The sequence below is a fragment of the Pseudarthrobacter sp. NPDC092439 genome (genome assembly GCF_044754945.1).
Lineage (GTDB): Bacteria > Actinomycetota > Actinomycetes > Actinomycetales > Micrococcaceae > Arthrobacter.
Genome location: NZ_JBIVQB010000005.1, coordinates 81162 through 106216, shown reverse-complemented (window position 1 = coordinate 106216; position 25055 = coordinate 81162). Strand labels below are relative to the sequence as shown.

Sequence of the window (25055 nt, the reverse complement as noted above, 5' to 3'; positions counted from 1 at the left end):
GCGGGACCTCCTGGCTGGAGCGGGTGCCGGCTCTTGCCTGCACCTCCAGTGTGGCCCGGCGATGTTGCGTCCCTGTTTCCCCGCGGTTAGGCGGCTGTTAGTTCTTGGCACCCTGCGGGTTTCACGGCGCCAGCCGGTCGCCCTTGCGGTGCAGGCGGAACCACCGGTGACCATAGCGCCCCAGCTCCACGCTGAAGGTGCCGTCCGGTTCCACGGCCGCGTTCTCGCCGTCGAACAGGTCCAGCAGCTGGCAGTTCCGGAAGGCTCCGGCCGGAGAGTTCTCCGGCGCCACGGAACCTGCAGCCTTCACCTTCTTTTCGCTGAAGTTGTGCAGCAGCACCAGGGTGCCGCCGTCGGAAGTGCAGGTGTGGGCGAAGACAGCGGGTTCGGGCTGGTCGATGATGCTGAATTCGCCCCACCCCAGCTCCGGGGATTCGCGGTAGCGGCTGATCAGCGCCGACATGAAGCTGAACAGCGACTCGGGGTCCCGTTTGGCCGCTGCGGCGTTGACGTTCTCCGGGCCGTACTCTCCGCGGACCAGCGGGGCCACCAGGTCCGAGGCCTTGGCGGTGGAAAAACCGCCATTCTTTTCGCTGGTCCATTGCATTGGGGTGCGGACCGCGGCGCGGCTCTTTTGCCTCAGGTCCTCGCCCATGCCCAGTTCCTCGCCGTAGAACAGCACGGGGGTGCCGGGCAGCGAGAACATCAGTGAATACACCATGCGCAGGCGTTCAGCATCGCCGCCGAGCATCGGGGGCAGGCGGCGGCGCAGGCCACGGCCGTAAATCTGCATGTTCTTCTCCGGCCCGAAGGCGTCGAAGACCTCCTGCCGCTCCCCGTCGCTGAGCTTGTCCAGCGTCAACTCGTCATGGTTGCGCACGAACATGGCCCACTGGTTGTCCGGGTGGATGGCCGGCCGGCTTTTCAGCGTTTCCCCGAGGTGGCGGGCGTCCTGGCGGGCCAGGGACAGGTAGATGTTCTGCATCGACATGAAGTCGAACTGCAGGTTCAGCTCGTTGCCCTCGGGGCCGCCGAAGTACTCCAGCTGCTCCTTGTAGGGCAGGTTCACCTCGCCCAGCAGGACCGCGCTCCCGTTGCGGCGGCTCACGAAACTCCGCAGTGCCGCCAGGTATTCGTGCGGATCCAGGTTGGCGGCCTCGTCCTTGGGCTGGCCCCGGGTTTCCAGGAAGAAGGGCACCGCGTCGAGGCGGAACCCGTCCAGGCCGAGCTCCAGCCACAAGCCCATGGCCTTGGCGATCTGGTCCCGGACCTTCGGATTGACTACGTTCAGGTCAGGCTGGTGCTTGGCGAACATGTGCAGGTACCACTCGCCCGTGGCCTCGTCCCTCGTCCACAGCGAGGTCTCCTCACCGGGGAACACCACTTCGTCGGACGTGTCCGGCGGAGAATCCGGGCGCCACACATAGAAGTCCCGGTAGGGGTTGTCCGTTGACTTGCGGGCCTCCACAAACCAGGGGTGCTGGTCCGAGGTGTGGTTTACCACGAAGTCCGCGATGACCCGCATGCCGCGGTCCTTGGCCGCCCGGATGAACTCCACCACATCGCCCAGCGTGCCCAAGCGCGGATCCACGCCGAAGAAGTCCGTCACGTCGTATCCGTCATCCCGGTCAGGAGACGGATAGAACGGCATCAGCCAGATGCAGGTCACCCCCAGGGCCGCCAGGTAGTCCACGCGCTGGGTGAGGCCGGCAAAGTCACCGGTACCGTCGCCGTCGTGATCAAAGAACGTCTCCACGTCCAGGCAGTATATGACCGCGTTCTTCCACCACAGATCCGAGGTTTCCGCGATCCTCATGCGTACGCCCCCGCAGTCCTGAGCTGAGGCAGGACCTGGTCCGCGAACTTGTCGATGAACGGGGCCTGCTCCTGCCCCACGAAGTGCAGGTACAGCTCGTCGAAGCCCAGGTCCGCATACCCGGCCAGCCATTCGGCGTGCCGGGCAGGATCGGCGGACACGTTAACCGACTTCCTCACCTGTTCCTCGCCCACGGTGGCGCTCACGCCGTCGAAATGCCCTGCGGTGGGAAGGTCCCATGGGACGGGGGGAGCGAAGGTGTTGGTCCGCCACTGGTCCAGCGCAATCGCCACGGCCTCCTCCTCGCTGGGCGCCCAGGACAGGTGGACCTGGAGGACGGCCTTGCCGCGCCCGCCGTTGTCCCGGTAGGCGGCCAGCATCTCCGTGAGCTTCGCAGCCGGCTGGTTCACGGTGACCAGGCCGTCAGCCCACGCGGCCGCCCGGCGTGCCGTTTCCACGCTGATGGCCGGGGCAATCAGCGGCGGGGGAGAATCGGGGACATCCCAGATCCGGGCCTGCTCTACCGTCACCAGGCCGTGGTGGGTCACATCCTCACCCCGGTGCAGCCGGCGGATTACGTCCACGCATTCTTCAAGTCTCTGCTGCCGGGTTTCCTTGGGCGGCCAGGCGTCCCCGGTCACGTGCTCGTTCATGTTCTCACCGCTGCCGGGCGCCATCCAGAACCGGTCCGGAAACATGCTGGCCAAGGTGGCCGAGGCGTGGGCAATGATCGCCGGGTGGTATCGCTGGCCCGGCGCGGTGACCACGCCGAAGCGCAGGTCCGTGGTGGCCAGCGCGGCGCCCAGCCAGGACCAGGCGAAGCCGGAGTGGCCCTGCCGCGCGGACCACGGTTCGATGTGGTCCGAGCACATGGCGGCGTCGAAGCCGGCCCGCTCTGCGTGCTGGACGTCCTGGAGCAGGCGGCCCGGACTGATCTGTTCATGCGATGCGTGAAACCCGACAGTAACCATCGTTAACCTCTACCGTCCCGTGCGGTGTTCTGTCGAGCTTGTACCGGCTAAGGCAAGCATGCGTGCAGCTTTCCCGCAGGAAAAAGCCAGCCCGGAAAAGGTTTGGCAAGGATCAGCCCAAGGTTTCCCCTACGCCGATTTCGGCTGGCTACCTTGGAATGGACGGCTGGTGCTGGGCCAGCTGCGACACTTCCCAAACCAATGGAGTCTTTACATGTCAGCAATCACCAAAGTGGCAGCAGTAGTTTTCGCGTCCGGTCTCATGGCAGGCGCAGGCGCAGGGGCCGCGTTCGCTTCTGACGCCACCGTGGACAGCGGCTACGTGGCCGTGGAGGAAATTGTGGCTGCACCGGTCACCCTCGAAGAGGTGGAGGCGGCATTCGCAGCCTTCAAGACCGTCCAGGCCGATGCTCTCGCTGCCGAGAAGCAGGCACACGCCGACTACCAGGCCGCCGAAAAGGCTGCCCTCGAGGCCACCAAGTCGGCCAAGGGCACCGCCAAGAAGGCGGCCCAGGACCAGGTCCAGGCCCTCCGCGCCGCCAACCTCGAGGCGCTGAAGTCCCTGAAGGCCGCCAACCAGGTTGCCGTGGACCAGGCGAAGGCCGCCTACCAGGCTCTGGCCGAGCAGTACGAAGCACAGAACGCCGTGGTTGAAGCGCCGGTCGAGGAAGCACCCGTCACCGACCCGGCCGCCGTTCCCGCCGCCTAGTTTCCCGGCGTCACCGAGGTCCGTTCCCACGTGAAGGGCCCCGTCCAATCCGGACGGGGCCCTTTCCCGTCTGCGCCTGACGGGCAAGAATGGGCACCATGGAACTTCCCGTGATGCCGCCCGTCCCGCCCATGCTTGCCAAGGCCGTCAGCGGGATCGGAAGTCTTCCGGCCGGCGGCGGCCTCAGCTACGAGCCCAAATGGGATGGCTTCCGGTCCATCATTTTTCGCGACGGGGACGAAGTGGAAATCGGCAGCCGCAACGAGAAGCCCCTGACCCGCTACTTCCCGGAGCTGGTGGCCGCGGTCAAAGAGAACCTTCCGCCGCGCTGTGTGGTGGATGGCGAGATCATCCTGGTGGGAGCATCCGGGGACAGGCTCGATTTCGATGCCCTCCAGCAGCGTATCCACCCCGCGGCCAGCCGGGTGAAACTGCTCTCCCAGAAGACCCCGGCAGCCTTTGTGGCCTTCGACCTGCTGGGGCTGGGGGACGATGACTACACCGCCAGGCCTTTTTCAGAACGCCGGGCGGCCCTGGAGAAAGCGCTCGCAGCCAGCGCCGCCCCTATCCACCTCACGGCAGCCACAACCGACCAATACACAGCAGGGCAGTGGTTCGAGCAGTTCGAGGGCGCCGGGCTGGACGGCATTGTGGCCAAGCGGCTGGACGGCCGCTACGAGCCGGACAAGCGCGTGATGTTCAAGGTCAAACACGAGCGAACCGCCGATTGCGTGGTGGCCGGCTACCGGCTGCACAAGAGCGGCCCGGACGCCATCGGCTCGCTGCTGCTGGGCCTGTACAAGGACGACGGCGCCCTGGCCAGCGTCGGCGTGATCGGAGCCTTCCCCGTGGCCCGGCGCAGGGAGCTCCATGAACAGCTGCAGCCCCTGGTGACGGATTTCGAGGACCACCCCTGGTCCTGGGCCAAACAGGAGGAAGGCGGGCGCACACCGCGCAACGCCGAGGGCAGCCGCTGGAGCGCAGGGAAGGATCTCTCCTTTGTCCCGCTCCGCCCGGAACTGGTGGTGGAGGTCCGGTACGACCACATGGAAGGCGACCGGTTCCGGCATACGGCGCAGTTCAACCGCTGGCGGCCCGACCGCGACCCGGAGTCCTGCACCTACGCGCAGCTCGAGGAACCGGTGAATTTCAACCTGGCCTCGGTCCTGGCAACGGGCCGGCCGTAGGCTGCCGGGCCGGCCCTGTTCAGACGCCGAGAGCCCGCCATCCACAGTGGACGGCGGGCTCTCGCCAAAGACGGGCCAGCCCGTTACCTGAGACCAGGGCTACTTGAGGCCGAGCTCCTTGGTGGGGATCTTGAAGGATTCCTTGGCTGTGAGGGCCGAGATGGCTGCAACAGAGCAGATGACGGCGGTGAAGATGCTGATCTGGACCCAGCCGCCGGGCTTGATGCCACCCATGGCGGCAACGATTGCCGGAGCGAATCCTGCCATCAGGAACCCGAGCTGCGTGCCGATGGCCAGGCCGGAGAAGCGCACCTTGGTGCTGAACATCTCCGCGTAGAAGGACGGCCAGACGGCGTTGGAGGCTGCGTAGCCGCAGGAGAAGAAGCCGATGGCGGCAAGGAACATCAGGGGGACGCTGCCGGATTCCAGGCTGAGCAGGAACACGGGGGTCAGCACGGCGCTGGCCAGCGCGCCGTAGATGAAGACGGGCTTGCGGCCGATCCGGTCAGCCAGCATGCCAAACAGCGGCTGGGTGCCCAGGGCCACGAGGTTCGCGCCCACCACCAGCCATAGCGTGGTGGTGCCGTCCACGCCGGCAACAGTCTTGGCGTAGCTGATGGCAAGGGTGCCGAACACGGTGGAGACGGCGGCGATGAAGGCGCAGCAGATCACGCGGAGCACGTCGCGCCAGTGGCCTTTCAGAAGGTCGGCGACCGGGAGCTTGGAGATCTGGGCCGACTTCTGCGCTTCTTCGAAGGCCGGGGGTTCGTGCAGGGTGCGGCGAATGAAGAACGCCACTACAACCACCAGGGCACTGAGCCAGAACGGAACGCGCCAGCCGATGCCGTATTTGATTTCGTCCGGCAGTGCCAGGACGGGAATGAAGACCAGGGCCGCGAGGATCTGGCCACCCTGGGTGCCGGTGAGCGTCCAGGACGTGAAGAAGGAGCGGCGGTTGTCCGGTGCGTGCTCGAGCGTCATGGAGGAAGCACCTGCCTGCTCGCCGGCAGCGGAGAGTCCCTGGCAGAGCCGGGCCAGTACCAGGAGGGCCGGTGCCCACCATCCCACGGTGTTGAAGTCCGGAAGGCAGCCGATGAGGAACGTCGAGGCACCCATGAGCAGGAGCGTGAACATCAGGACCTTCTGCCTGCCCACGCGGTCGCCGAAGTGGCCCAGGATGACGGCGCCTACCGGCCGGGCCACGTAGGCGAACCCGAAGGTGGCAAACGACATGATGGCGGCGTTGGCATCTGCACTGGGAAAGAAGACTGTGGGGAAGATCAGCGCCGCGGCCGAACCGAAGATGAAGAAGTCGTAGTATTCGACGGCGCTGCCCAGGAAGCTGGCAAGGGCAGCCTTCTTGGGGGTGCCGCCGTTCCCGGTTGTGGCCTGTACGGCCTGGGAGGTTGTCTGGCTCATGGAATTCCTTAGTGTGACGACATTGTCGCGGATGGATCTGGGGTCCGCAGCCGCTGGTGCCTTGGTGCGGGCAGGGGTGCGGTACGCGGCTGGAGTCGGGGAACACCCGGGACGAGTAGCCACATGGTGAGAGCTACTTGTGCGATACAGCAATGATGTCTGTGAACCTCATCACCTGTCAAGAAATTACCCACAATCTAGAAATAGCTCTCACATTGTGGCAATATCAAGGCATGAGTGTGAAACAAGCCACAGCGGCCAACGATGCCCCCGCCCACGATGAGGGGCAGCCTGCGGGCAAGAGTCCGGACCGCACGGACATGGTGGGTAAGGCCTTGGGCCTGCTGGTCCTCCTGGGTGACGAGCCGCGTGGCGCAAGTGCCGCGGAGGTCTCCCGGCGCGCCGGGCTGCCCTTCAGCACCACGTACCGCCTGCTCGGCTCCCTGGCCCGCGACGGATTCGTCGACTATGAGCCGGACGGCCGGCGCTACCACCTTGGCCTGCGCGTGTTCCAGCTGGGCCAGCGGGTCTCGAACCACCACGGATTCGCCGGGGCCGCCATGCCGGTCCTGCGTCGGGTCACCGAACAGACCGGCGAGGCCACCATCCTCAGCGTGCGGGACGGCCGGCATCACCTGACCGTGAACAAGGTGGACGGCCCACAGATGTTCCGGGTGACCAGCGACCCCGGCCACCTGGGCTCGCTGTCCACCACCGCCGTCGGCAAGGCGCTGGTGGCCTTCGCCGAGGACGCGGAGCGGGAGGAATTGCTGGCGGACCTGCCGCTGGAGGCGTTGACCGAAAAGTCCATCACCAGCCGCGAAGCCTTCCGGGCGGAGATCGAGCAGGTGCGGCGGCAAGGCTATGCGCTGATGGATGAGGAAAACGAAGCGGGCATGAGGGCGGTGGCCGTACCCCTCCTGAACGCGCAAGGCTTCGCGTTCGCCTCCCTGGCCACGGCGGTCCCGGTCTTCCGCCTCACGCTCCCGGAGCTGATAGCCCACGTGCCGCTCCTTCAGGATGCCGCCGCTGAGTTGGCTGCCCGACTTCCGCAGCGCTAGAGTTCGCATGACGAACCATAGTGCGCAGAGTAAACTTTTCCTGTACCGTAATCACCATCACTGAAAACTGGCCATGCGGCAGGCCCGCATCCGGCTTCCGGTGCCGTAACCAAAGGAGCTGCGCGGATGAGTAATCAGACTGAGTCTTGCCTTGTGGGACTGGTCGGCGAGGGCGTCATGCCCTCACTCACGCCTCCCATGCACGAGCGCGAAGGGGATGTGCAGGGCCTGCGCTATCTCTACCGGCCCATCGACCTCCTCGAGCTTGGACTGCACGGCGAAGCCGTCGGCGGCATCCTGCAGAGCGCCCGCGTCCTGGGCTTTAACGGCCTGAACATCACCCACCCGTGTAAGCAGTTGGTACTGGAACATCTGGATGAGATCACCCCGGACGCGCGCCGGCTGGGTGCGGTGAACACGGTCCTCATCCGGGATGGCCGCTTCATCGGCCACAACACCGACTTCTCCGGCTTCGCCTCGGCGCTCGCTTCCGGCCTCCCCGGCGCGGCGCTGGACCGCGTAGTCCAGCTGGGTGCCGGCGGTGCCGGGTCCGCCGTCGCCTACGCCCTGCTGACCGCCGGCGTGCGCGTCCTGGACCTGGTGGACGTGGACCCCATGCGCGCCGAAGCGCGCGCCGCCGAGCTGGCCGGCTTCTTCCCCGCAAGCACCGTTACAGCCCGTACGACGGCGGAGCTGCCGCAGCTGATGCGCGCCGCCGACGGCCTGGTGCACTGTACGCCGGTGGGCATGGCCGCCCATCCCGGCGTACCCCTTGACCTTGACCTGCTGGCACCGCGCCACTGGGTGGCGGACATCGTCTACCGGCCCATCGACACTGAGCTTGTCCGTGCCGCCCGCGCCAAGGGCTGCGACGTCCTGGACGGCGGCCGCATGGCTGTGGGCCAGGCCGCAGACGCGTTCCGGATCTTCACCGGCCTGGACGCCGACCCGGACCGCATGCGCTCGCACTTCCTGGAGCTCGTCGCCGCCGAGGAGGTGGCCGCCTGATGCGCACCGGAATCGCCACAGTCTGCCTGTCCGGCACCCTGAAGGAAAAGATGCAGGCCTGCGCCGTCGCCGGGTTCGACGGCATCGAGATCTTCGAGCAGGACCTGGTCACGTCGCCGCTGAGCCCCGAGGACATCCGGAAAATGGCCGCGGACCTGGGCCTGGGCCTGGACCTTTACCAGCCGTTCCGCGATTTCGACGGCGTCACCCCGGACCTGCTCAAGGCCAACCTCCGCCGGGCCGCGGCAAAGTTCACGCTGATGTCCCGCCTGGGGATGGACACCATCCTGGTCTGCTCCAACGTGGCCACGGCCACCATCGATGACGACGACTTCCGTGCCGAGCAGTTGTCCCGGCTGGCGGAACTGGCAGGGGAACACGGGGTCAAAGTCGCCTACGAGGCCCTGGCCTGGGGCAAGTACGTCAACGACTACGAGCACGCCCACCGGCTCGTAGAAAAGGTGGCCCACCCCAATCTGGGCACGTGCCTGGACTCGTTCCACATCCTTTCGCGCGACTGGGACACCGCACCCATCGAAGCCATCAACGCGGAGAAGATCTTCTTCGTCCAGGTGGCCGACGCCCCCAAGCTCTCCATGGACGTCCTGTCCTGGAGCCGCCACTACCGGGTGTTCCCCGGCGAGGGGCAGTTCGAGCTGGCCAAGTTCATGGGCCACGTGATCCGCGCCGGTTACAGCGGACCGGTTTCGCTGGAGGTCTTCAATGACGTCTTCCGCCAGGCGGACGTGGAGCGGACGGCCGTGGACGCCATGCGCTCGCTCATCTGGCTGGAAGAGCAGAGCGCCAAGTGGCTCGCCGGGAACGCAGCGGAAACCCGGGGCTCCGCCGACTCCCGCCGTCGTTATCCCATGGAACTGGCCACGCTGCCCAAGGTGAACGAACCCGCCGGCTTCAACTTCGCCGAGGTCAAGGCGGACGATACCGCGCAGCTGGAGAAGCTCCTGGGCCAGCTGGGCTTCGCCTTCGAAGGCCGGCACCGGACCAAGGACGTCCAGCTGTGGACCATGGGCCAGGCGCGCGTCATCATCAACGAACAGGCCGCGCGGCACGCAGAACCTGCCATCGCGGCCCTGGGATTCGACGTCGAATCGCCCGTGATTGCCTCCGCCCGGGCCCAGCAGCTCAAGGCCCCCGTGGTGGCCCGGAAGGTGCAGGCGGACGAGGAAGTGTTCCAGGGCATCTGCGCCCCGGACTCCACCGAGATCTTCCTGTGCCAGGGCAGCCCCGACGGCACCGCCGCGTGGACCCGCGAGTTCGGGGAGGGCCTGGAGCACCCCTCGGGCGGAGTCAGCGCCATCATCGATCACGTCAACCTGGCCCAGCCGTGGCAGCACTTCGACGAGGCCGTCCTCTTCTATACCAGTGCGCTGGCCCTGGAACCGCAGCCGTTCGCCGAGGTTCCCAGCCCCAGCGGCCTGGTCCGCTCGCAGGTCATGCAGACGTCCGACGCCGCCGTCCGGCTGGTGCTCAACCTCGCACCCGTGCAGCAGGCACAGAGCGAGGTCCGCCGGGCCTACCAGGAACACATCGCCTTCGCGGTGGAAGACCTGGTGTCAACCGCCCGGGAGGCCCGCCGCCGAGGCCTGGAGTTCCTGCAGATCCCGGCCAACTACTACGAGGACCTGGATGCCCGGTTCGATCTCGAACCCGGTTTCCTGGCGACGCTCAGGGAACTGAACCTCCTGTATGACCGCGACGCCGACGGCGAATTCCTGCACTTCTACACGGCCACCGTGGGCAGCGTGTTCTTCGAAATGGTGGAGCGCCGCGGCGGCTATGACGGCTACGGCGCCCCCAACGCCCCGGTCCGCCATGCAGTCCAGTACGACCACCGCCAACCCCACCCGCCCAGCAGATAACCAGAGCACCAGAAAGGAGCCAGCCGTGCCGGAAGAGATCAACGCTGAATCAGACGAGCTCGTACCTCCCGCCGAACCCAAGGCAGGCCACGCACCCCTCGACGCTGCCGCAGAAAGCCAGGCGGACCTCAGCGCCGAGATGGCCGCCCTCGGCGAGGCCTACGCCCGGGCCGTCAAGGACGGAGCCGCCGTGGAAACACAGCCGCGGCTGGATTACGCCCCGTACCGCAGCAGCATCCTGCGCCACCCCACCAAGAGCCTGCACCATGCGGACCCGGAGACCATCGAGCTGTACTCGCCGGCCTTCGGCCACCAGGACGTGCACGCGCTGGAGTCGGACTTGACCATCCAGCACAACGGCGAACCCCTGGGCGAGCGGATCATCGTCACCGGCCGCGTCCTGGACGGCGACGGCCGCCCGGTGGCCGGGCAACTGGTGGAGATCTGGCAGGCGAACTCCGCCGGCCGCTACATCCACAAGCGGGACCAGCACCCCGCGCCGCTGGACCCCAACTTCACCGGCGTGGGCCGCTGCATCACCGGACCGGACGGTTCGTACCGGTTCACCACCATCAAACCCGGCGCCTACCCATGGAAGAACCACCTGAACGCGTGGCGTCCGGCGCACATCCACTTTTCCCTGTTCGGGCAGGAGTTCACCCAGCGCATCGTCACCCAGATGTACTTCCCGGGCGACCAGCTTTTCCCGCTGGACCCCATCTACCAGTCCATCGTGGACCAGGATGCCCGGGACCGGCTGGTGGCCACCTACGACCACAGCCTCACCAGCCCCGAATGGGCGCTGGGCTACAACTGGGACATCGTCCTGACCGGCCCCAAGCGGACCTGGACCGAGAATGAAGCGATGGGAGCAGACGGAGATGACCATGAATAAGCCCGTTCCCACCCCCGGCCAGACCGTGGGACCCTTCTACGGCTACGCACTGCCGTTCGCCAAGGACAGGGAGCTGCTGGCGCCCGGCTCGCCAGGCTCCGTCCGCCTCCAGGGCACCGTTTACGACGGCGCCGGCGAGCCAATCCCGGACGCCATCCTCGAAATCTGGCAGCCCGACGCCGAAGGCAATGTGGTCCAGCGGACCGGTTCCCTGGTCCGCGACGGTTACACCTTCACCGGGTGGGGCCGCTCCGCCGTTGGCAACACGGGACAGTTCACCTTCACTACGGTCAACCCCGGCCCGACGGAGCCGGGTGCTGCGCCGTTCATCTCTGTGGCGATCTTTGCCCGCGGCCTGATGAACCGGCTCTTCACCCGGGTCTACCTGCCGGAGGACCAGGAGGCGCTGGCCAAGGACGCGCTGCTCCGTTCGCTGGAGCCGGAGCGGCGCAGCACCCTCGTCGCCCGCCGCGACCCGGACGGCGGCCTCACCTGGGACATCCGTCTGCAGGGCGAGGGCGAGACAGTCTTCCTGGACTTCCAGTGAGCCGCGCCGCCGGCGCGGGAGGCGCCTTTCCGGCAGCGGGTGACGCCGGCCTGCTCAGCCCCGTCTCCGCATCACCCGTGGTGGCGTCGCTGGCAGGTGACGGTGCGGTGCTCGCGGCGATCCTCGCCGTCGAGTCCGGCTGGGCTGCCGTGCTCGAAAAGGCGGGCCTGGCGCCCGCGGGGTCGGCTGCCGTCGTCAGCGCTGCCGCCGACCCCGGCCGCTACGACGCGGCAGATATCGCCCGGCGCGCCCAGGGCGGAGGCAACCCCGTCATCCCGCTGCTGGCGGACCTCCGGAAGAACGTCCAGGCACTGGACCACGGAGGCATTGGTGCGTCCAGCGCCGTCCACACGTCGCTGACCAGCCAGGATGTCCTGGACACCGCCTTGATGCTCCTGGCCCGGAACACCGTTGAGGCGGTGCTGGGGGACCTGAAAGGCACGACGGCGGCGCTCGCCGCCCTGGCGGAGCGGTATGCGGACACGCTGTGCGTCGGCAGGAGCCTGACGCAGCATTCGCTTCCCTATACCTTCGGGCTCCGGGCCGCGCAGTGGTTCCACGGCGTGGCCGCGGCAGGGCGGCAGCTCGCTGCGCTGGAGTTTCCGGTGCAGTCCGGCGGGGCCGCCGGGACACTGGCCGCCGCAACGGTCCTCACCGCAGATTCCCCGTCCACTCCGTTCAGCCTGGCGGATGGGCTGGCCGTCCAGCTGGGACTGGCAGCCGCCCCCGGCCCGTGGCACACAAACCGGCTGCCCATAACAGCGCTCGGCCACGCCCTGGCCTCCGTGCTGGACGCGTTCGGCAAGGTCGCCTCGGACGTGCTGTTCCTGAGCCGTCCGGAGGTGGCCGAGGTGGCGGAACCGCGGGCTGCCGGCCGCGGTGTGTCCTCCGCAATGCCTCAGAAGCAGAACCCGGTCCTGTCCGTCCTGGTGCGCAGCGCCGCGCTGCAGGCCCCCGGGTTGTCCGCGCAACTACACCTCGCGGCCGCCAACTTCAATGACGAACGCCCGGACGGCGCCTGGCATGCCGAATGGCCGGCACTCCGGCAGCTGTTGGCGTTGGCCCTGGGCGCTGCGGGCCACGCACGGGAGCTGGCCGAAGGGCTGCAGGCGTTCCCCGGGGGCATGCGGCGCAACCTGGACCTCGCCGGTCCGCTGCTGCTGGCCGAAGGCGTGGCCGCCGCCGTGGCCCCCCTGCTTCCGGAACGGGACGGCCTGAACGGCAGGCAGCAGCTCCAGGCTGTGGTGGACCAAACCCTGGAAGCCCCGCCCGCAGACCAGCCCGCGGCCTACCGCAGGCTGCTGCGTGGGGCCGTCCCGGCCGGGACCCTCACGGACCTGCGGCTCACAGAACTACTGGACCCGGCCAGCTACCTGGGCCAGGCGCAGGAGGTCGCGCGCCGCATCCTGGCCGCCTATCCCGACTTTGCCCCATCCAGCACCGATGCGAACGGAGCCCCCCGTGGTTAAGCCCGCCCTGAAAGCCGCACTGCTTTCCCCCCAGCGACCCCTCGGAGACCACCCCCTGCTGGTGGTGGGGCCCTCGCTGGGAACCTCCATCCTCCTGTGGAACCGGGCCGCCTCCCTGCTGGGCAACGACTATGACGTGGTGGCGTGGGACCTGCCCGGCCACGGCCTGTCGCCTTCTGCGGCCGAAGCTTTCGACGTCGCTGACCTGGCCGACGCCGTGGTGGACCTGGTGGATTCCATTGCGCCGGGCGCGGGGTTCCACTACGCCGGGGTCTCCCTGGGCGGAGCCGCCGGACTGCAGCTGGGCATCAAGCACGGGGAGCGGCTCAAGAGCCTTTCCGTCCAGTGCAGCGGCGCCAAGCTGGGCACCCCGGAGGCCTGGCTGGAACGTGCCGAGACCGTCCGCACCCAGGGGACAGCCGTGATGATCCAGGGTTCCGCCGAACGCTGGTTCGCCGCCGGCTTCATGGACCGCGAACCCGACTTCAGCAGCCGTCTCCTGCACGCCCTGCGCGACGCCGACCGCTTCAGTTACGCGTTCTGCTGCGAGGCGCTGGCCGCCTTTGACGTGCGCGGCGAACTGGGCAGCATCCGCGTCCCTACCCAGATCATTGCCGGCGTCCTGGATGGTGTGGCGCCGCCGTCAATGGCCGAAGAGGTGGCGGCCGGGATCACCGCGGGCGGCGGCACCGCCACGGCCGTGAGCCTCGAAGGCGTGGCCCACCTCGCCCCTGCCGAGGCCCCGGCACACGTGGCGGACCTGATGCGCAGCCTCATCGCCTGGGCCGAGACGAACGGAGCACAGGCATGAACACCAGCGACCCGCGCCACGGCGTCGTTCAGCCGGAGGCCACGAGCCAGGAGATTTACGACGGCGGGATGGTGGTCCGGCGCGAGGTGCTCGGTGACGCCCATGTGGACCGTGCCAACGCCAATAAGGATGCGTTCACCGACGACTTCCAGGACATGATCACCAGGATCGCCTGGGGTGGCATCTGGACCAGGCCCGGACTCTCCCGGCAGATGCGCTCCGCCGTGACCCTGACGGCCATGGTGGCCCACGGCCATTGGGAAGAGCTGGCCATGCACGTCCGCGCAGCCCTCCGCAACGGCCTGACCCGGGACGAGATCAAGGAGATCCTCCTCCAGACCGCCATCTACTGCGGCGTCCCCTCCGCCAACACGGCTTTCAAAACTGCCCAGAACGTCTTCAAAGAAATGGATGCCTCCTGATGAACCAGGCTTTTGTGTACGACGCCGTGCGCACCCCGTTTGGCAAGTTCGGTTCCGGACTGGCTGCAGTCCGGCCGGATGACCTGGCCGCGCACGTGATCAGGGAGTCCGTGAAGCGCGCCCCTGGACTTGATTCCGAACGGATCGATGAGGTGGTGTTCGGCAACGCCAACGGTGCCGGCGAGGAGAACCGCAACATCGCCCGCATGGGCACGCTGCTGGCGGGGCTGCCGGTTTCCATCCCGGGCACCACGGTGAACCGGCTCTGCGGCTCGTCGCTGGACGCTGCAATTATCGCCTCGCGGCAGATCAACGCCGGCGACGCGGACCTGATGCTGGTCGGCGGTGCGGAGTCGATGTCCCGGGCACCCTGGGTGCTGCCGAAGACGGAGAAGCCCTACCCGGCGGGGGACATGACGCTGGCCTCCACCACGCTGGGGTGGCGCCTGGTGAACAAGGCGATGCCGAAGGAATGGACCATCTCCCTTGGCGAGGCCACCGAACGGCTCCGCGAGAAGTACAAGGTGACGCGGGAGGCCCAGGACGAGTTCGCCGCGAACTCCCACAACCTCTCCGCCGCCGCCTGGGACGAGGGCTTCTACGACAACCTGGTGGCGCCGGTCCCCGGCACCGACCTGGTCCGGGACGAAGGAGTCCGGCCCGGCTCTTCCGCCGAGAAGCTGGCCGGCCTCAAGACGGTGTTCCGGACGGAAAACGGCACGGTCACGGCGGGCAACGCGTCCCCGCTGTCCGACGGCGCCTCCGCGGCCTGGATTGGATCCGAGACTGCCGCCGGGCTGCTCGGGCTGGACCCGCTCGCCCGGATCGCGGGGCGCGGCGCGCACGCGAACGACCCCCAGTACTTTGGCTACGCACCGGTGGAGGCGGCGAACAAGGCCCTCGCGAAGGCGGGGATCGGCTGGGACCAGGTAGGCGCCGTCGAGCTTAACGAAGCGTTCGCCGCGCAGTCCCTGGCGTGCGTCAACGCCTGGGGCATCGATCCCTGGATCGTGAACCGGCACGGCGGCGCGATTGCCATGGGGCACCCCCTGGGGGCTTCCGGCACCCGGATCCTCGGCACGCTGGCCCGCTCCCTGCAGGCCTCCGGGGAACGCTGGGGCGTCGCGGCAATCTGCATCGGCGTGGGCCAGGGCCTCGCCGTGGTCCTCGAGAACGTAACTGCTGGAAAGGGATAGGCAATGTTGAACTTCGTAGATTCGGTCCAGGCGGCCGTCGCCGGAATCAAGGACGGTTCCACGGTGATGATCGGCGGGTTCGGCAACGCCGGGCAGCCGTTCGAACTGATCGACGCGCTGCTGGACTGCGGCGCCACGGACCTCACCGTGGTCAACAACAACGCGGGACAGGGCGACCAGGGCCTGGCGTTGCTGATCAAGGAGGGGCGGGTGAAGAAGATGATCTGTTCCTTCCCGCGCCAGTCCGACTCGTGGCACTTTGACGCCAAGTACAAGGCCGGCGAGATCGAGCTGGAACTCGTCCCGCAGGGCAACCTGGCCGAGCGGATCCGGGCCGCCGGCGCCGGTATCGGCGGGTTCTTCACGCCCACCGGGTACGGGACCATGCTCGCCGAGGGCAAGGAAACCCGGATCATTGACGGCCGCGGCCAGGTGTTCGAGACGCCCATCCACGCCGACGTCGCGCTGATCAAGGCACTGAAGGCGGACGGCAAGGGCAACCTGGTCTACCGCAAGACCGCCCGGAACTTCGGCCCCATCATGGCCGCCGCGGCAAAGCAGACCATCGTCCAGGTCTCCGGGATCGTGCCCACCGGCGCCCTGGACCCGGAGGAGGTCGTAACCCCGGGAATCTACGTCAACACCATCGTCCAGGTGGCCGGCAGCGGCAACACGGCAGAAAAGGCGGCCTAGCATGACCATCCAGTCCAATGAGCAGTCCCTCCGGACCTCTGACACCCCGTTGGGACGTGAAGACCTGGCACGACTCGTGGCCCGCGATATCGCCCCGGGCTCCTTCGTGAACCTCGGCATCGGCCAGCCCACCCTCGTGTCGAACTACCTCACCGAGGAACAGAACATCACCCTCCACACCGAGAACGGCATGTTGGGCATGGGCCCCGAAGCAAAGGGGGAGGAGATTGACGAGGACCTGATCAACGCCGGCAAGATCCCCGTGACGGAACTCCCCGGTGCGTCCTACTTCCACCACGCCGACTCGTTCGCGATGATGCGCGGCGGGCACCTGGACATCTGCGTGCTCGGAGCTTTCCAGGTCTCTGTGACCGGCGACCTGGCGAACTGGCATACCGGTGCGCCCGGTGCCATTCCGGCCGTCGGGGGTGCGATGGACCTTGCCACCGGCGCCCGGGACGTGTTCGTCATGATGACGCTCCTGACCCGCGAGGGTGCATCCAAGATCGTGGAGTCCTGCACCTACCCGCTCACCGGGGTGGGCTGCGTGACGCGGGTCTACACGGACAAGGCCGTCTTCCTCACGGGACCCGAGGGCGTCAGCGTCCGCGAAACCTTCGGCTGCACCCTTGAAGAACTCCAGGAACTGGTGCCGGTGCCGCTGAAGGCCGCGCCCGCCGTCGGGAATTAGGCAAAGGCGCCGGGGCTAGGATTGGTAACCATGACCGACGCCGCCCTTACAGAAACCCCGCAGGCCAGCGACCAGTACGTGCAGTCGCTGGCGCGCGGCCTGGCGGTGATCCGCGCGTTCGGGGCGGAGCACCCGGTGATGACGCTCACCGAGGTGGCGGCGCGGACCGGGCTGACGCGTGCCACCGCGCGGCGCTTCCTGCACACGCTCGTGGAGCTGGGCTACGTGCGGACGGACGGGAAGACATTCGCGCTGACGGCCAAGGTCCTGCAGTTGGGATATGCCTACCTGTCCGGACTCTCACTGCCGCAGTTGGCGCAGCCGCACCTGGAGGAACTGTCCCTGAAACTGGGGGAGTCCACCTCCGCGGCCGTGCTGGACGGCACCGACATCGCCTACATTGCGCGGGTGACCACGCGCCGGATCATGACCATCGGCATCACCGTGGGGACCCGTTTCCCGGCCTACGCCACTTCGATGGGCCGGGTGCTGCTGGCAAACCTGCCGCCGGACGCCCTGGCGGCGTACCTTGAGGCCGCGGAGATCAAACCCCTGACGCCCCGCGCACTGGGAACCGTCCCGGAACTGCTCGCCGTCCTGGACACCGTCCGGGCGCAGGGCTGGTGCGTGCTGGACCAGGAACTGGAACTCGGACTCATGTCCGTGGCGGCGCCGGTGTTTGACGGGCCCAAAGTGGTGGCGGCGGTGAACGTTTCCCTGCAGGCGCAGTCGGTGGCCGCGCAGCCGGACCCTGACGCCTACCTGGCCTCCGTGGCAAAGGAAACCGTAGCCACGGCCAAGCTGATCTCGGCGGACCTCACGGCCCGCGGCTGACCCGGGTCCGGCCCGGCAGCGGCCTCAGGGCAGCTGCCACTGCGCGGGGACCCGGGGCCGGGCTCCCGGCACCTCTTTGCCCCCACGGACTCCGTCCTACTCCCGCCACGGCAGTGTGGGCCATAGACTCTAGCCAACCGCGCGCTGCAGTGCCGCTGCCCGCGGACCTTGTTCCATGTGCAGCAGGAAGGGAGTCGCGGGTGAAACTGGGCGTACCGCGGGACCGGACGGACGGTGAACGGCGCGTGGCCGCCACGCCGGAGACGGTGAAGCAGCTGGCCGGGCTGGGCCTGGACGTCATCGTCGAGGCCGGTGCCGGGGAGTTCGCCGGGCATCCGGACCGGGAGTACCGCCAGGCGGGCGCGGAGATCGCCAATGAACTCGACCCGGCCGCCCTGGACATCCTGGCCCACGTCCGCCCACTGCACCCGGGCGAAGCCGCCGCCCTGAAAACGGGCGCCGTGACGGTGGGGCTCGCGTCGCCGTCGTCCGCGCTTCCCACGGTGCAGGCGCTGGCGGACGCAGGCGTCACGTCATTCGCGCTCGAGCTGGTGCCCCGAATTTCCCGGGCGCAGTCGATGGACGCGCTCAGCTCCCAGGCGCTGGTTGCAGGCTACCGCTGCGTCCTCGAGGCGGCCATCCGCCTGCCGCGATTTTTCCCGCTCTATATGACCGCTGCGGGCACGGTGCCTCCGGCGCGGGTCCTGGTCCTCGGCGCGGGCGTGGCCGGCCTGCAGGCGATCGGCACCGCCAAACGCCTGGGCGCCCGCGTCTTCGCCAATGACATCCGCCCCGCCTCCGCCGACGAAGTCGCATCCATGGGCGGCACCTTCATCCGGCTCGACCTGGAGACCGCGGAGGCGGCCGGCGGGTACGCCCGCCAATTGAGTTCCGACGCCGGCACCCGCCAACGCCAGCTGCTGGCACCGCATGTGGCGCAGTCGGACGTATTAATTACGACGGCGGCGGTCCCCGGCCGCCCTGCGCCCCTCCTGGTGACGCGCGAAATGGTGCAGGACATGCGCTCCGGCTCGGTCGTCATCGACCTCGCCGCGGAGTCCGGCGGCAACGTGGAGGGATCGGTCCCGGGCCAGGACATCCTGGTTCCCGCCACGGACGGTTCCGGCTACGTCACTTTGGTGGGGCTGAAGGATCCGGCATCGGCGATGGCGGCCGACGCCTCGAGGCTGTATGCCAAGAACGTGGCGAACCTGCTGGCCCTTCTGGTCAGGGACGGCGCGCTCACACTGGATTTCGACGACGAGGTGGTGGCCGGCGCGTGCCTCACCCATGGCGGCGCGGTGCGGCACCAGCCGACAGCCGAGCTCTTGGCACAACGTATTGACGCATGGCAGGAGGGGGCGCAGTGATGGATGGAATGAGCCTGCTGACCATCACGGTGCTGGCCGTTTTCGTGGGCTTCGAGGTGGTCTCCAAGGTCTCCAGCACGCTGCACACGCCGCTGATGTCCGGTGCCAACGCCATCCACGGGATCATCCTGGTGGGCGCCATCATTGTGGCCGGCCAGGCCGGGGATCCGTGGGTCCTCGCGGTGGCGCTGCTGGCCGTGGTCCTGGCTACGGCGAACCTGGTGGGCGGGTTTGTGGTTACTGACCGGATGCTGCACATGTTCCACGCGAAGAAGGCAGCACCGAAGGCGGCCAGCAAATGAGCCTCCTCGATCCCGTCTGGACCTCCCTCCTGTACCTGGCCGCCGCAGTCTTCTTCATCCTGGCGCTGCGGGGCCTCAGCTCACCGCGGACCGCGCGCCGGGGCAACCTGATCGGCGCATTCGGTGCGCTGGTCGCCGTCGTCACCGTGTTCCTGTCCGCACGGCTGGACAACATCCCCTGGATCCTGGCGGCCATCGCGGTGGGCAGCGCCGTGGCTGCCCCCGTGGCGCGCCGGGTGAAGATGACGCAGATGCCGCAGCTGGTGGCCCTGTTCAACGGCGTGGGCGGCGGCGCGGCAGCGCTGGTGGCACTGCTGGAGCTGAGCCACACGGAGAATCCCTGGGTGCGCCTGGCCATTGTGTTCACGCTGCTGGTGGGTGCCGTCTCCTTCGCCGGCTCCGGCGTCACGTTCGCCAAGCTGCAGGAACTGATGACCACCCGCCCCGTCGTCTTCCCCGGCCTTCCGGTGGTGATGGCGCTCGTCCTGCTCGGGGCGGTGGGCGCCGCCGTCGGAATCATCCTGACGGGGTCCCCGGCGCTCGCGGTGGGTCTGCTTATCCTGGGCCTGGCCGCCGGCATCCTGCTGGTGCTGCCCGTCGGCGGTGCGGACGTGCCGATTGTCATCTCACTCCTGAACGCGTTCACCGGCCTGGCCGTTGCGGCGTCCGGCGTGGTCCTGGGCAACGTCCTGCTCGTGGTGGCCGGCACGCTGGTGGGCGCCTCGGGTACGATCCTCACCCGGGCCATGGCGGCCGCGATGGGCCGCAGCGTTGCGGGCATCCTGTTCGGGGCTTTCCGCGGAGGTTCGACGGCGGGTTCCACCGCCGTGAGCGACCGTCCCGTAAGGTCTTCCAGCCCGGAAGACGTGGCGGTGCTGCTGGGCTATGCACAGCGGGTGATCATCGTGCCGGGGTACGGCCTGGCGGTGGCGCAGGGGCAGCATACGGCGGCGGAACTGGCGCAGGCCCTGGAGGCGCGGGGGATCGAGGTGGACTTTGCCATCCACCCGGTGGCAGGCCGCATGCCCGGGCACATGAACGTGCTGCTTGCCGAGGCCAACGTGCCGTACGAGTCATTGAAGGAGATGGCGGAGATCAACCCGGCCTTCAAGACCGCCGACGTGGCGCTGGTGGTGGGCGCCAACGACGTGGTCAACCCTGCGGCCAAGACGTCCTCCGGGTCGCCGATCTACGGCATGCCCATCCTCGAAGTGGCCGAGGCCCGGCAGGTGGTGTTCCTCAAACGGTCCATGCGCCCGGGGTTCGCCGGCATCGAGAATGAGCTGCTGTACGAACCCCAGACGTCGCTGCTCTTCGGTGACGCCAAAGAGTCGTTGGCGCAGGTCCTGGGAGCGGTCAAGGCACTGTAGGCTGGCGCCATGACTGCCAAGAACCCCGCGTCGCCCCCGCGCGCTGCCATTATCGTCAACCCTGCCAAGCCGGTGGACATCGACGTGCGCGGCCTGGTGGCCAAACACTGCGTCGAAAACGGGTGGGGCGAGGCGATCTGGCTGGAAACCACCAAGGAGGATCCCGGAGTGGGGCAGGCCAAGGAGGCATTGGCCCAGGGAGCGGACCTCGTGATCGCCGCCGGCGGCGACGGAACCGTGCGGTGCGTGGCAGAGGTACTCGCCGGCGGGGAGATCCCGATGGGCCTGCTTCCGCTGGGCACCGGCAACCTGCTGGCCCGGAATCTGGGCATGGACGTGACGGACTACGACGGCGCCATGGCCGGCGCGCTGATCGGCACTGAGCGCAGGATCGACGTGGTCCGGGCCCTCCGCCGCGAGCCGGACCAGGAACAAATGTTCCTGGTGATGGCCGGAGTGGGGTACGACGCCACGATAATGGCGGACACCAACGAGGACCTCAAGGACAAGGTGGGTTGGCTGGCGTACGTGGATGCAGGCATCAGGAACCTGCCCGGCAAGCCGGTTAAGGCCACCGTGGTGGTGGACGGCAGGACCGTGGTGCGCCGCGGCGTGCGCAGCGTGATGGTGGGCAATTGCGGGAAGGTCCAGGGCGGTCTGGAGATCTTCCCGGATGCCAAGATCGACGACGGTCTCCTGGATGTCGCCGTCCTTGCCCCGCACCACGGCAAGCTGGGCTGGCTCTCCGTGCTGGCCGGGATCATGGGCAAGGGCCGGAACAAGGACACCTCGGTTGAGTACTTCCAGGGCAAGTCCGTGGAGATCACCCTGGAACACAACGACGACTACCAGCTTGACGGGGACCATGAAGGCGAGGGCAAGCACGTCCGGATGACCATCGACCCGGGCGCCCTCACCCTGCGAATGTGACCCCACAGGGAGCGCGTCCTGTTTTGAGCGCCTAACACCGGCACTTCGCGCTGTTTGGCTGGATAGGCCCGAAGCGGTGCGTGAGGATTTCCGCGAGCTCCGCGAGCCGGTGCGCCCGTGCCGACTCGGCAGGGGTGAACGGCTCACCGGGCCGGACAAACGTTATGGGTCCATGCCAGGCCGTCGGGATCTTTAGGCTGTCGCCGGTTTCGTGCTTCTCCAGGGCAGAGCCGGCCGGATCCAGGATCCGGGCCCGCAGCAGTTCGGCAACGGCGAGTGGAAGCTCATCCGGCGCGTGCGCCAGCCGGGCTGCCAGGCTCAGGGCACGGGTCTGGCCGTCAGCCATGGCCAGCGCGGTGGTGGGCCAGACGTGCACAGCCGACGCCCCGCCGTCGTGCAGTGCCCCGAGGAGTTCCGCTTCACGAACGCTGCCGGGGGCGGACAGGACGAACTCGTCCAGTACGCCCCCCGGGACCTGATGGACGTGGATACTCAGGATGTTGGCGTTCATCCGGGCCAGCGCCCGGGTGACGCGTTCCAGGGAGCCCGGCTGGTCGCGCAGCACGGCACGTGCCCGCCACAGCGCCGGCGCGGCAGCCAGGCGGCGGCGGTGGCGGACCGCCGGTGCATGGAGCCAGCCGCGCAGCACCCTGGCGGCTGAGGGTTCCGCCACCCAGATCACCAGGACAGTGGCTGTCACCGTCAGCACCAGAACCTTGGCTGCGTAGGGGAGAGGGGTGTCCACCACCAGGGCGTGCACTATCAGTTCTATTGGCAGCATCGCAGCCACGTTTGCCAAGGTCAGCCGTCCCTTTGGAGGCTCGGGCATCATTCCGCACACTTCGCAGCTTAGGTCCACGGCCGGGATGTTCCTTTTACTGGGCTTCATGGTTCCAAGGATTCCCCGATGCTGTTTCAGCGGTGTTGCCCCCGGGTTCCGATTAGGGGACGGGGGCCCCGGGTTGGGACCGGAGCGTGACGGGATTCGCGGCCGTCACGCCATGGCGGTGTGGGCAGCGCTGTGGCAGTCGATGGTCTTGGCGTAGCAGGCGGAATGTTCCAGGCCGACGTAGGGGCCAAAATTCGGGACCTGCTTGAACCCTGCGTTGGCATAAAAGTTCCTGCCGTCAGGCTGCGCGGAGCCGGCCTCCGCCTTGATGTGCGTGATGCCCTGCCGGTAGGCCTCGGCTTCCACGGCAGCGAGGATGGAACTGGCCACCCCGGATCCCCGCATGTACGGCACGACGTAGAGGCGCTTGATTTCAGCAGTGACCGGGTCGAGCAGCCGCAGCCCGCCGCATCCCACGGGCTGCCCGGATCCCTTGTCGTACGCCACCAGGAATACCGCGCAGTCGGCGCCCGACGGCGGCGGGCCGGGTTCGTGGTCCGGGGCGCCGAAGCGGGCGTCCAGCTCCGCCTGCTGGGCCCTGCGCAGATCCGCGCCCACCGGGTTGGACCAGGCTACCTGCCGGATGTTCAGCCGCGGGTTGGTCTGCATGTTTGCCTCGATTCGCCGAAGGGTTATGCCTCTCAAGGCTAGGAGGACCCGGTTACGCTGGTGTTTCCGCCCCGTAAGCGGCTGGAGAACAGCCGCCAGGCGCAAACACCCGCCCGCTTCAGCGATGAAAATCAAGTTTCTTGGTGGGCTAGTTATCAGTTGGCCTAAGATGTTTTGCATGGCTGCTTCGCTGAACGAGGGCTCGGGGTACTGGTACGGGCAGGACGGGCAACTGGACAACAGCGCCGCGATCCTGAAATCCCTGCGCGACTACCGAAGTGCCGAAACGGCCGTCCGCCGCTCCACCCGCGACTCGATGGGCATGGGCGAGACCGATATCCTCGCCCTTCGCTACCTCCTGCGCGCCCAGGCGTCCGGGCGGGCTGTTGTCCCCAAGGACCTGAGCCAATTCCTCGGCATCACCAGCGCCTCCACCACATCCCTGATTGACCGTCTGGTGGCCAGCGGCCATGTCCGGCGCGAGGCGCACCCCACTGACCGGCGTTCGGTGGTGGTGGTCCCCACCGTGGAGTCGGACAAGGAGGTGCGGGTGACGCTGGGCGCCATGCACCGGCGCATGATGGCCGTGGCCGAAAGCCTGAGTCCGGATGAAGCCCGCGTGGTGGTGGACTTCCTGCACCGCATGACCAGGGCCTTGGAGGAAGCGTCCGAAGCAAATAGCTAGGCGGACTAGCTAGTGCGGCTAGTAATATGTATGCTTACGATCAGTCCTGAGTTTACATCCAGATGGAGTCGTGAGCATTTTGGTTACCTTCGCAGAGTTTTCACCGTCGAATTCTTTCGCCGGCATGCCAACGACCGATGACAGCCTTGCCATGCACTGTGGCGAGCCCATGGAATTGGTGGTTCCGGCGGTAGGGCCACAGGCCGTGGAGTACTCTTTCGAGCCGGAAGAGGGTGAACCCGTCCACCTCCCGCCGGTCTGGCGCTGCAGCTGCGGCTTCCAGCTGGACGCCGGGGCCACCGCCCCGGAGGGGCTGCTGGAACCCGCGTCCGCCTACGTGTCCGCACTCTGCGCGTAATGTCCGCGACCCTCGCCACGCCGGCCGGCTTCGCCGGACCAACTTGCCCCGCGGCGCCGGCTGCCTCCGGTGCATCCATCGGCCGGCACGCCGTCGGGCATGCGAGAGACGCCGTCCTGGCAGGCCGCTATGAACTGCGGGAACGCGTAGGCAGGGGTTCTGCAGCCGAGGTATACCGTGCTGTCGACCTGGCCGGAGGCCCGGATGCTGCCGTGAAGATCGCGGTGGCGGGCGAGCCGAAGAACCGCAACGTGATTCTCAACGAAGCGGCCGTCCTGGCAACCCTGGACCACCCCTCGATCATTCGTTTCATCGCCTCCGGAACCACTCCCGGGGACGGCACCCACGCCGGCCGGCCCTACCTGGTGGAAGAGCTTGCGCTCGGTCAGAGCCTGGCCCGGGTGGCGGCGCTGGGGTGCTGCCCCGAACGGGAGCTGGCGGCCTGGGCGCACTGCCTCTTTGAGGCGCTCGCCCACCTGCACTCCCACGGGCTGGTCCACAGGGACATCAAGCCTTCCAACCTGATGCTCAGCGGACTTCGGCGCAGCCCCGTACGCATCATCGACTTCGGCATCACCGCCCGCTCGGGAGCTTCCCCGGAGCCCGGCATTTCCTCCGGCACAGTGCACTACATGAGCCCGGAACAGGCCTCCGGGGGCGCGGCCCGGCATTCGTGGGACGTCTACTCCATGGGCCTGGTGCTTCTCGAACTGCATACCGGCGCGAAGGCCTTCCCGGGAACGGCCGTCGAGTCACTGGTGGCACGGACCTTCCGCAGCCCCCATGTCCCGGATTCGCTGGATCCGGAGTGGCGGTCCTTTCTCCGCTCCCTCACTGCCATGGACAGTGCAGAACGGCCGACGGCGGCGGAGGCCGCCGTCACGGCGGCGCGCCTGATGCGCCGCTAGATCAGCGGGCAGGACCGGTCTGCTG

At 67.9% G+C, this 25055-nt stretch carries 26 protein-coding genes; 21 read left to right on the top strand and 5 right to left on the bottom strand.

Features of this window, described 5'->3' with window-relative positions; all coding sequences use genetic code 11:
* Window positions 1-121: 121 nt before the first annotated feature.
* Window positions 122-1816 (bottom strand): alpha-amylase family protein, encoded by a 1695-nt coding sequence (locus ACIQCM_RS12110; RefSeq protein WP_400607236.1) that lies wholly within the window; start codon window positions 1814-1816, stop codon window positions 122-124.
* Window positions 1813-2787: a TIGR03885 family FMN-dependent LLM class oxidoreductase gene (locus ACIQCM_RS12105; RefSeq protein WP_400607238.1), complete on the bottom strand. Its 975-nt coding sequence runs from the start codon at window positions 2785-2787 to the stop codon at window positions 1813-1815. The genes ACIQCM_RS12110 and ACIQCM_RS12105 overlap by 4 nt, the downstream gene beginning before the upstream one ends.
* Window positions 2788-3001: 214 nt before the next feature.
* Between ACIQCM_RS12105 and ACIQCM_RS12100 the strand changes: the two genes are divergently transcribed.
* Together ACIQCM_RS12100 and ACIQCM_RS12095 are read left to right on the top strand one after the other, a co-directional pair.
* Window positions 3002-3496, top strand: coding sequence for a hypothetical protein (locus ACIQCM_RS12100; RefSeq protein ID WP_400607240.1), 495 nt, complete (start codon window positions 3002-3004; stop codon window positions 3494-3496).
* A gap of 98 nt (window positions 3497-3594) precedes the next feature.
* Window positions 3595-4683: an ATP-dependent DNA ligase gene (locus tag ACIQCM_RS12095; protein WP_400607242.1), complete on the top strand. Its 1089-nt coding sequence runs from the start codon at window positions 3595-3597 to the stop codon at window positions 4681-4683.
* A 99-nt stretch (window positions 4684-4782) separates the two neighbouring features.
* Here the strand turns inward: ACIQCM_RS12095 and ACIQCM_RS12090 are convergent, their stop codons facing one another.
* Window positions 4783-6102 (bottom strand): MFS transporter, encoded by a 1320-nt coding sequence (locus ACIQCM_RS12090; protein WP_400607244.1) that lies wholly within the window; start codon window positions 6100-6102, stop codon window positions 4783-4785.
* A 233-nt stretch (window positions 6103-6335) separates the two neighbouring features.
* On the opposite strand from ACIQCM_RS12090, the gene ACIQCM_RS12085 reads away from it, so the two are divergent.
* The 16 genes from ACIQCM_RS12085 to ACIQCM_RS12010 all read left to right on the top strand — a co-directional run bounded on the left by ACIQCM_RS12085 (window position 6336) and on the right by ACIQCM_RS12010 (window position 21581).
* The gene (locus ACIQCM_RS12085; RefSeq protein ID WP_400607246.1) at window positions 6336-7163 is read left to right on the top strand and encodes an IclR family transcriptional regulator; all 828 of its coding nucleotides are present in this window, start codon (window positions 6336-6338) and stop codon (window positions 7161-7163) included.
* Between the two features lie 126 nt (window positions 7164-7289).
* Window positions 7290-8171 carry a shikimate dehydrogenase gene (locus ACIQCM_RS12080; protein ID WP_400607248.1) on the top strand — a complete coding sequence of 294 codons (882 nt, stop codon included), beginning with the start codon at window positions 7290-7292 and terminating at the stop codon, window positions 8169-8171.
* Window positions 8171-10051, top strand: coding sequence for a bifunctional sugar phosphate isomerase/epimerase/4-hydroxyphenylpyruvate dioxygenase family protein (locus ACIQCM_RS12075; protein ID WP_400607251.1), 1881 nt, complete (start codon window positions 8171-8173; stop codon window positions 10049-10051). The genes ACIQCM_RS12080 and ACIQCM_RS12075 overlap by 1 nt, the downstream gene beginning before the upstream one ends.
* A 25-nt stretch (window positions 10052-10076) precedes the next feature.
* Window positions 10077-10946, top strand: coding sequence for a protocatechuate 3,4-dioxygenase subunit beta (gene pcaH, locus ACIQCM_RS12070; RefSeq protein ID WP_400607253.1), 870 nt, complete (start codon window positions 10077-10079; stop codon window positions 10944-10946).
* Window positions 10939-11493, top strand: a complete 555-nt coding sequence (gene pcaG / locus ACIQCM_RS12065; protein ID WP_400607255.1) for a protocatechuate 3,4-dioxygenase subunit alpha — start codon at window positions 10939-10941, stop codon at window positions 11491-11493. Before pcaH ends, pcaG begins: the two co-directional genes overlap by 8 nt.
* A complete protein-coding gene (locus tag ACIQCM_RS12060; protein WP_400607257.1) occupies window positions 11490-12962 on the top strand; it encodes a lyase family protein in 1473 nt (490 codons plus the stop codon). Before pcaG ends, ACIQCM_RS12060 begins: the two co-directional genes overlap by 4 nt.
* A complete protein-coding gene (locus tag ACIQCM_RS12055) occupies window positions 12955-13773 on the top strand; it encodes an alpha/beta fold hydrolase (protein ID WP_400607259.1) in 819 nt (272 codons plus the stop codon). Before ACIQCM_RS12060 ends, ACIQCM_RS12055 begins: the two co-directional genes overlap by 8 nt.
* Window positions 13770-14195: a 4-carboxymuconolactone decarboxylase gene (gene pcaC, locus ACIQCM_RS12050; protein ID WP_400607261.1), complete on the top strand. Its 426-nt coding sequence runs from the start codon at window positions 13770-13772 to the stop codon at window positions 14193-14195. The genes ACIQCM_RS12055 and pcaC overlap by 4 nt, the downstream gene beginning before the upstream one ends.
* The gene (locus ACIQCM_RS12045; protein ID WP_400607263.1) at window positions 14195-15391 is read left to right on the top strand and encodes a thiolase family protein; all 1197 of its coding nucleotides are present in this window, start codon (window positions 14195-14197) and stop codon (window positions 15389-15391) included. Before pcaC ends, ACIQCM_RS12045 begins: the two co-directional genes overlap by 1 nt.
* A 3-nt stretch (window positions 15392-15394) precedes the next feature.
* Complete coding sequence (locus tag ACIQCM_RS12040; protein ID WP_400607265.1) at window positions 15395-16084, top strand: 3-oxoacid CoA-transferase subunit A; 690 nt, start codon at window positions 15395-15397, stop codon at window positions 16082-16084.
* A gap of 1 nt (window position 16085) precedes the next feature.
* Window positions 16086-16775, top strand: coding sequence for a 3-oxoacid CoA-transferase subunit B (locus ACIQCM_RS12035; RefSeq protein WP_400607267.1), 690 nt, complete (start codon window positions 16086-16088; stop codon window positions 16773-16775).
* 30 nt (window positions 16776-16805) lie between these two features.
* Window positions 16806-17609, top strand: coding sequence for an IclR family transcriptional regulator C-terminal domain-containing protein (locus ACIQCM_RS12030; RefSeq protein ID WP_400607269.1), 804 nt, complete (start codon window positions 16806-16808; stop codon window positions 17607-17609).
* Window positions 17610-17809: 200 nt separating this feature from the next.
* Window positions 17810-18979: a Re/Si-specific NAD(P)(+) transhydrogenase subunit alpha gene (locus tag ACIQCM_RS12025; RefSeq protein WP_400607271.1), complete on the top strand. Its 1170-nt coding sequence runs from the start codon at window positions 17810-17812 to the stop codon at window positions 18977-18979.
* Window positions 18979-19281: an NAD(P) transhydrogenase subunit alpha gene (locus tag ACIQCM_RS12020; RefSeq protein WP_400607273.1), complete on the top strand. Its 303-nt coding sequence runs from the start codon at window positions 18979-18981 to the stop codon at window positions 19279-19281. The genes ACIQCM_RS12025 and ACIQCM_RS12020 overlap by 1 nt, the downstream gene beginning before the upstream one ends.
* Window positions 19278-20651, top strand: a complete 1374-nt coding sequence (locus ACIQCM_RS12015) for an NAD(P)(+) transhydrogenase (Re/Si-specific) subunit beta (RefSeq protein WP_400607276.1) — start codon at window positions 19278-19280, stop codon at window positions 20649-20651. The genes ACIQCM_RS12020 and ACIQCM_RS12015 overlap by 4 nt, the downstream gene beginning before the upstream one ends.
* A 9-nt stretch (window positions 20652-20660) precedes the next feature.
* Window positions 20661-21581, top strand: coding sequence for a diacylglycerol/lipid kinase family protein (locus tag ACIQCM_RS12010; protein ID WP_400607278.1), 921 nt, complete (start codon window positions 20661-20663; stop codon window positions 21579-21581).
* Between the two features lie 31 nt (window positions 21582-21612).
* On the opposite strand, the gene ACIQCM_RS12005 is transcribed toward ACIQCM_RS12010, so the two are convergent.
* Both ACIQCM_RS12005 and ACIQCM_RS12000 read right to left on the bottom strand, forming a co-directional pair.
* A complete protein-coding gene (locus tag ACIQCM_RS12005) occupies window positions 21613-22470 on the bottom strand; it encodes an ACT domain-containing protein (protein ID WP_400607280.1) in 858 nt (285 codons plus the stop codon).
* A gap of 105 nt (window positions 22471-22575) precedes the next feature.
* The gene (locus ACIQCM_RS12000) at window positions 22576-23079 is read right to left on the bottom strand and encodes a GNAT family N-acetyltransferase (protein ID WP_400607282.1); all 504 of its coding nucleotides are present in this window, start codon (window positions 23077-23079) and stop codon (window positions 22576-22578) included.
* Between the two features lie 178 nt (window positions 23080-23257).
* Between ACIQCM_RS12000 and ACIQCM_RS11995 the strand changes: the two genes are divergently transcribed.
* From ACIQCM_RS11995 to ACIQCM_RS11985, 3 genes are all read left to right on the top strand, one after another.
* Entirely contained in the window at window positions 23258-23764 is a 507-nt protein-coding gene (locus ACIQCM_RS11995) for a MarR family winged helix-turn-helix transcriptional regulator (RefSeq protein WP_400607284.1), read from the top strand.
* Window positions 23765-23834: 70 nt separating this feature from the next.
* Window positions 23835-24122, top strand: coding sequence for a hypothetical protein (locus tag ACIQCM_RS11990; RefSeq protein ID WP_400607286.1), 288 nt, complete (start codon window positions 23835-23837; stop codon window positions 24120-24122).
* Complete coding sequence (locus tag ACIQCM_RS11985) at window positions 24122-25030, top strand: serine/threonine-protein kinase (RefSeq protein WP_400607288.1); 909 nt, start codon at window positions 24122-24124, stop codon at window positions 25028-25030. Before ACIQCM_RS11990 ends, ACIQCM_RS11985 begins: the two co-directional genes overlap by 1 nt.
* The last annotated feature ends 25 nt before the right edge of the window (window positions 25031-25055 follow it).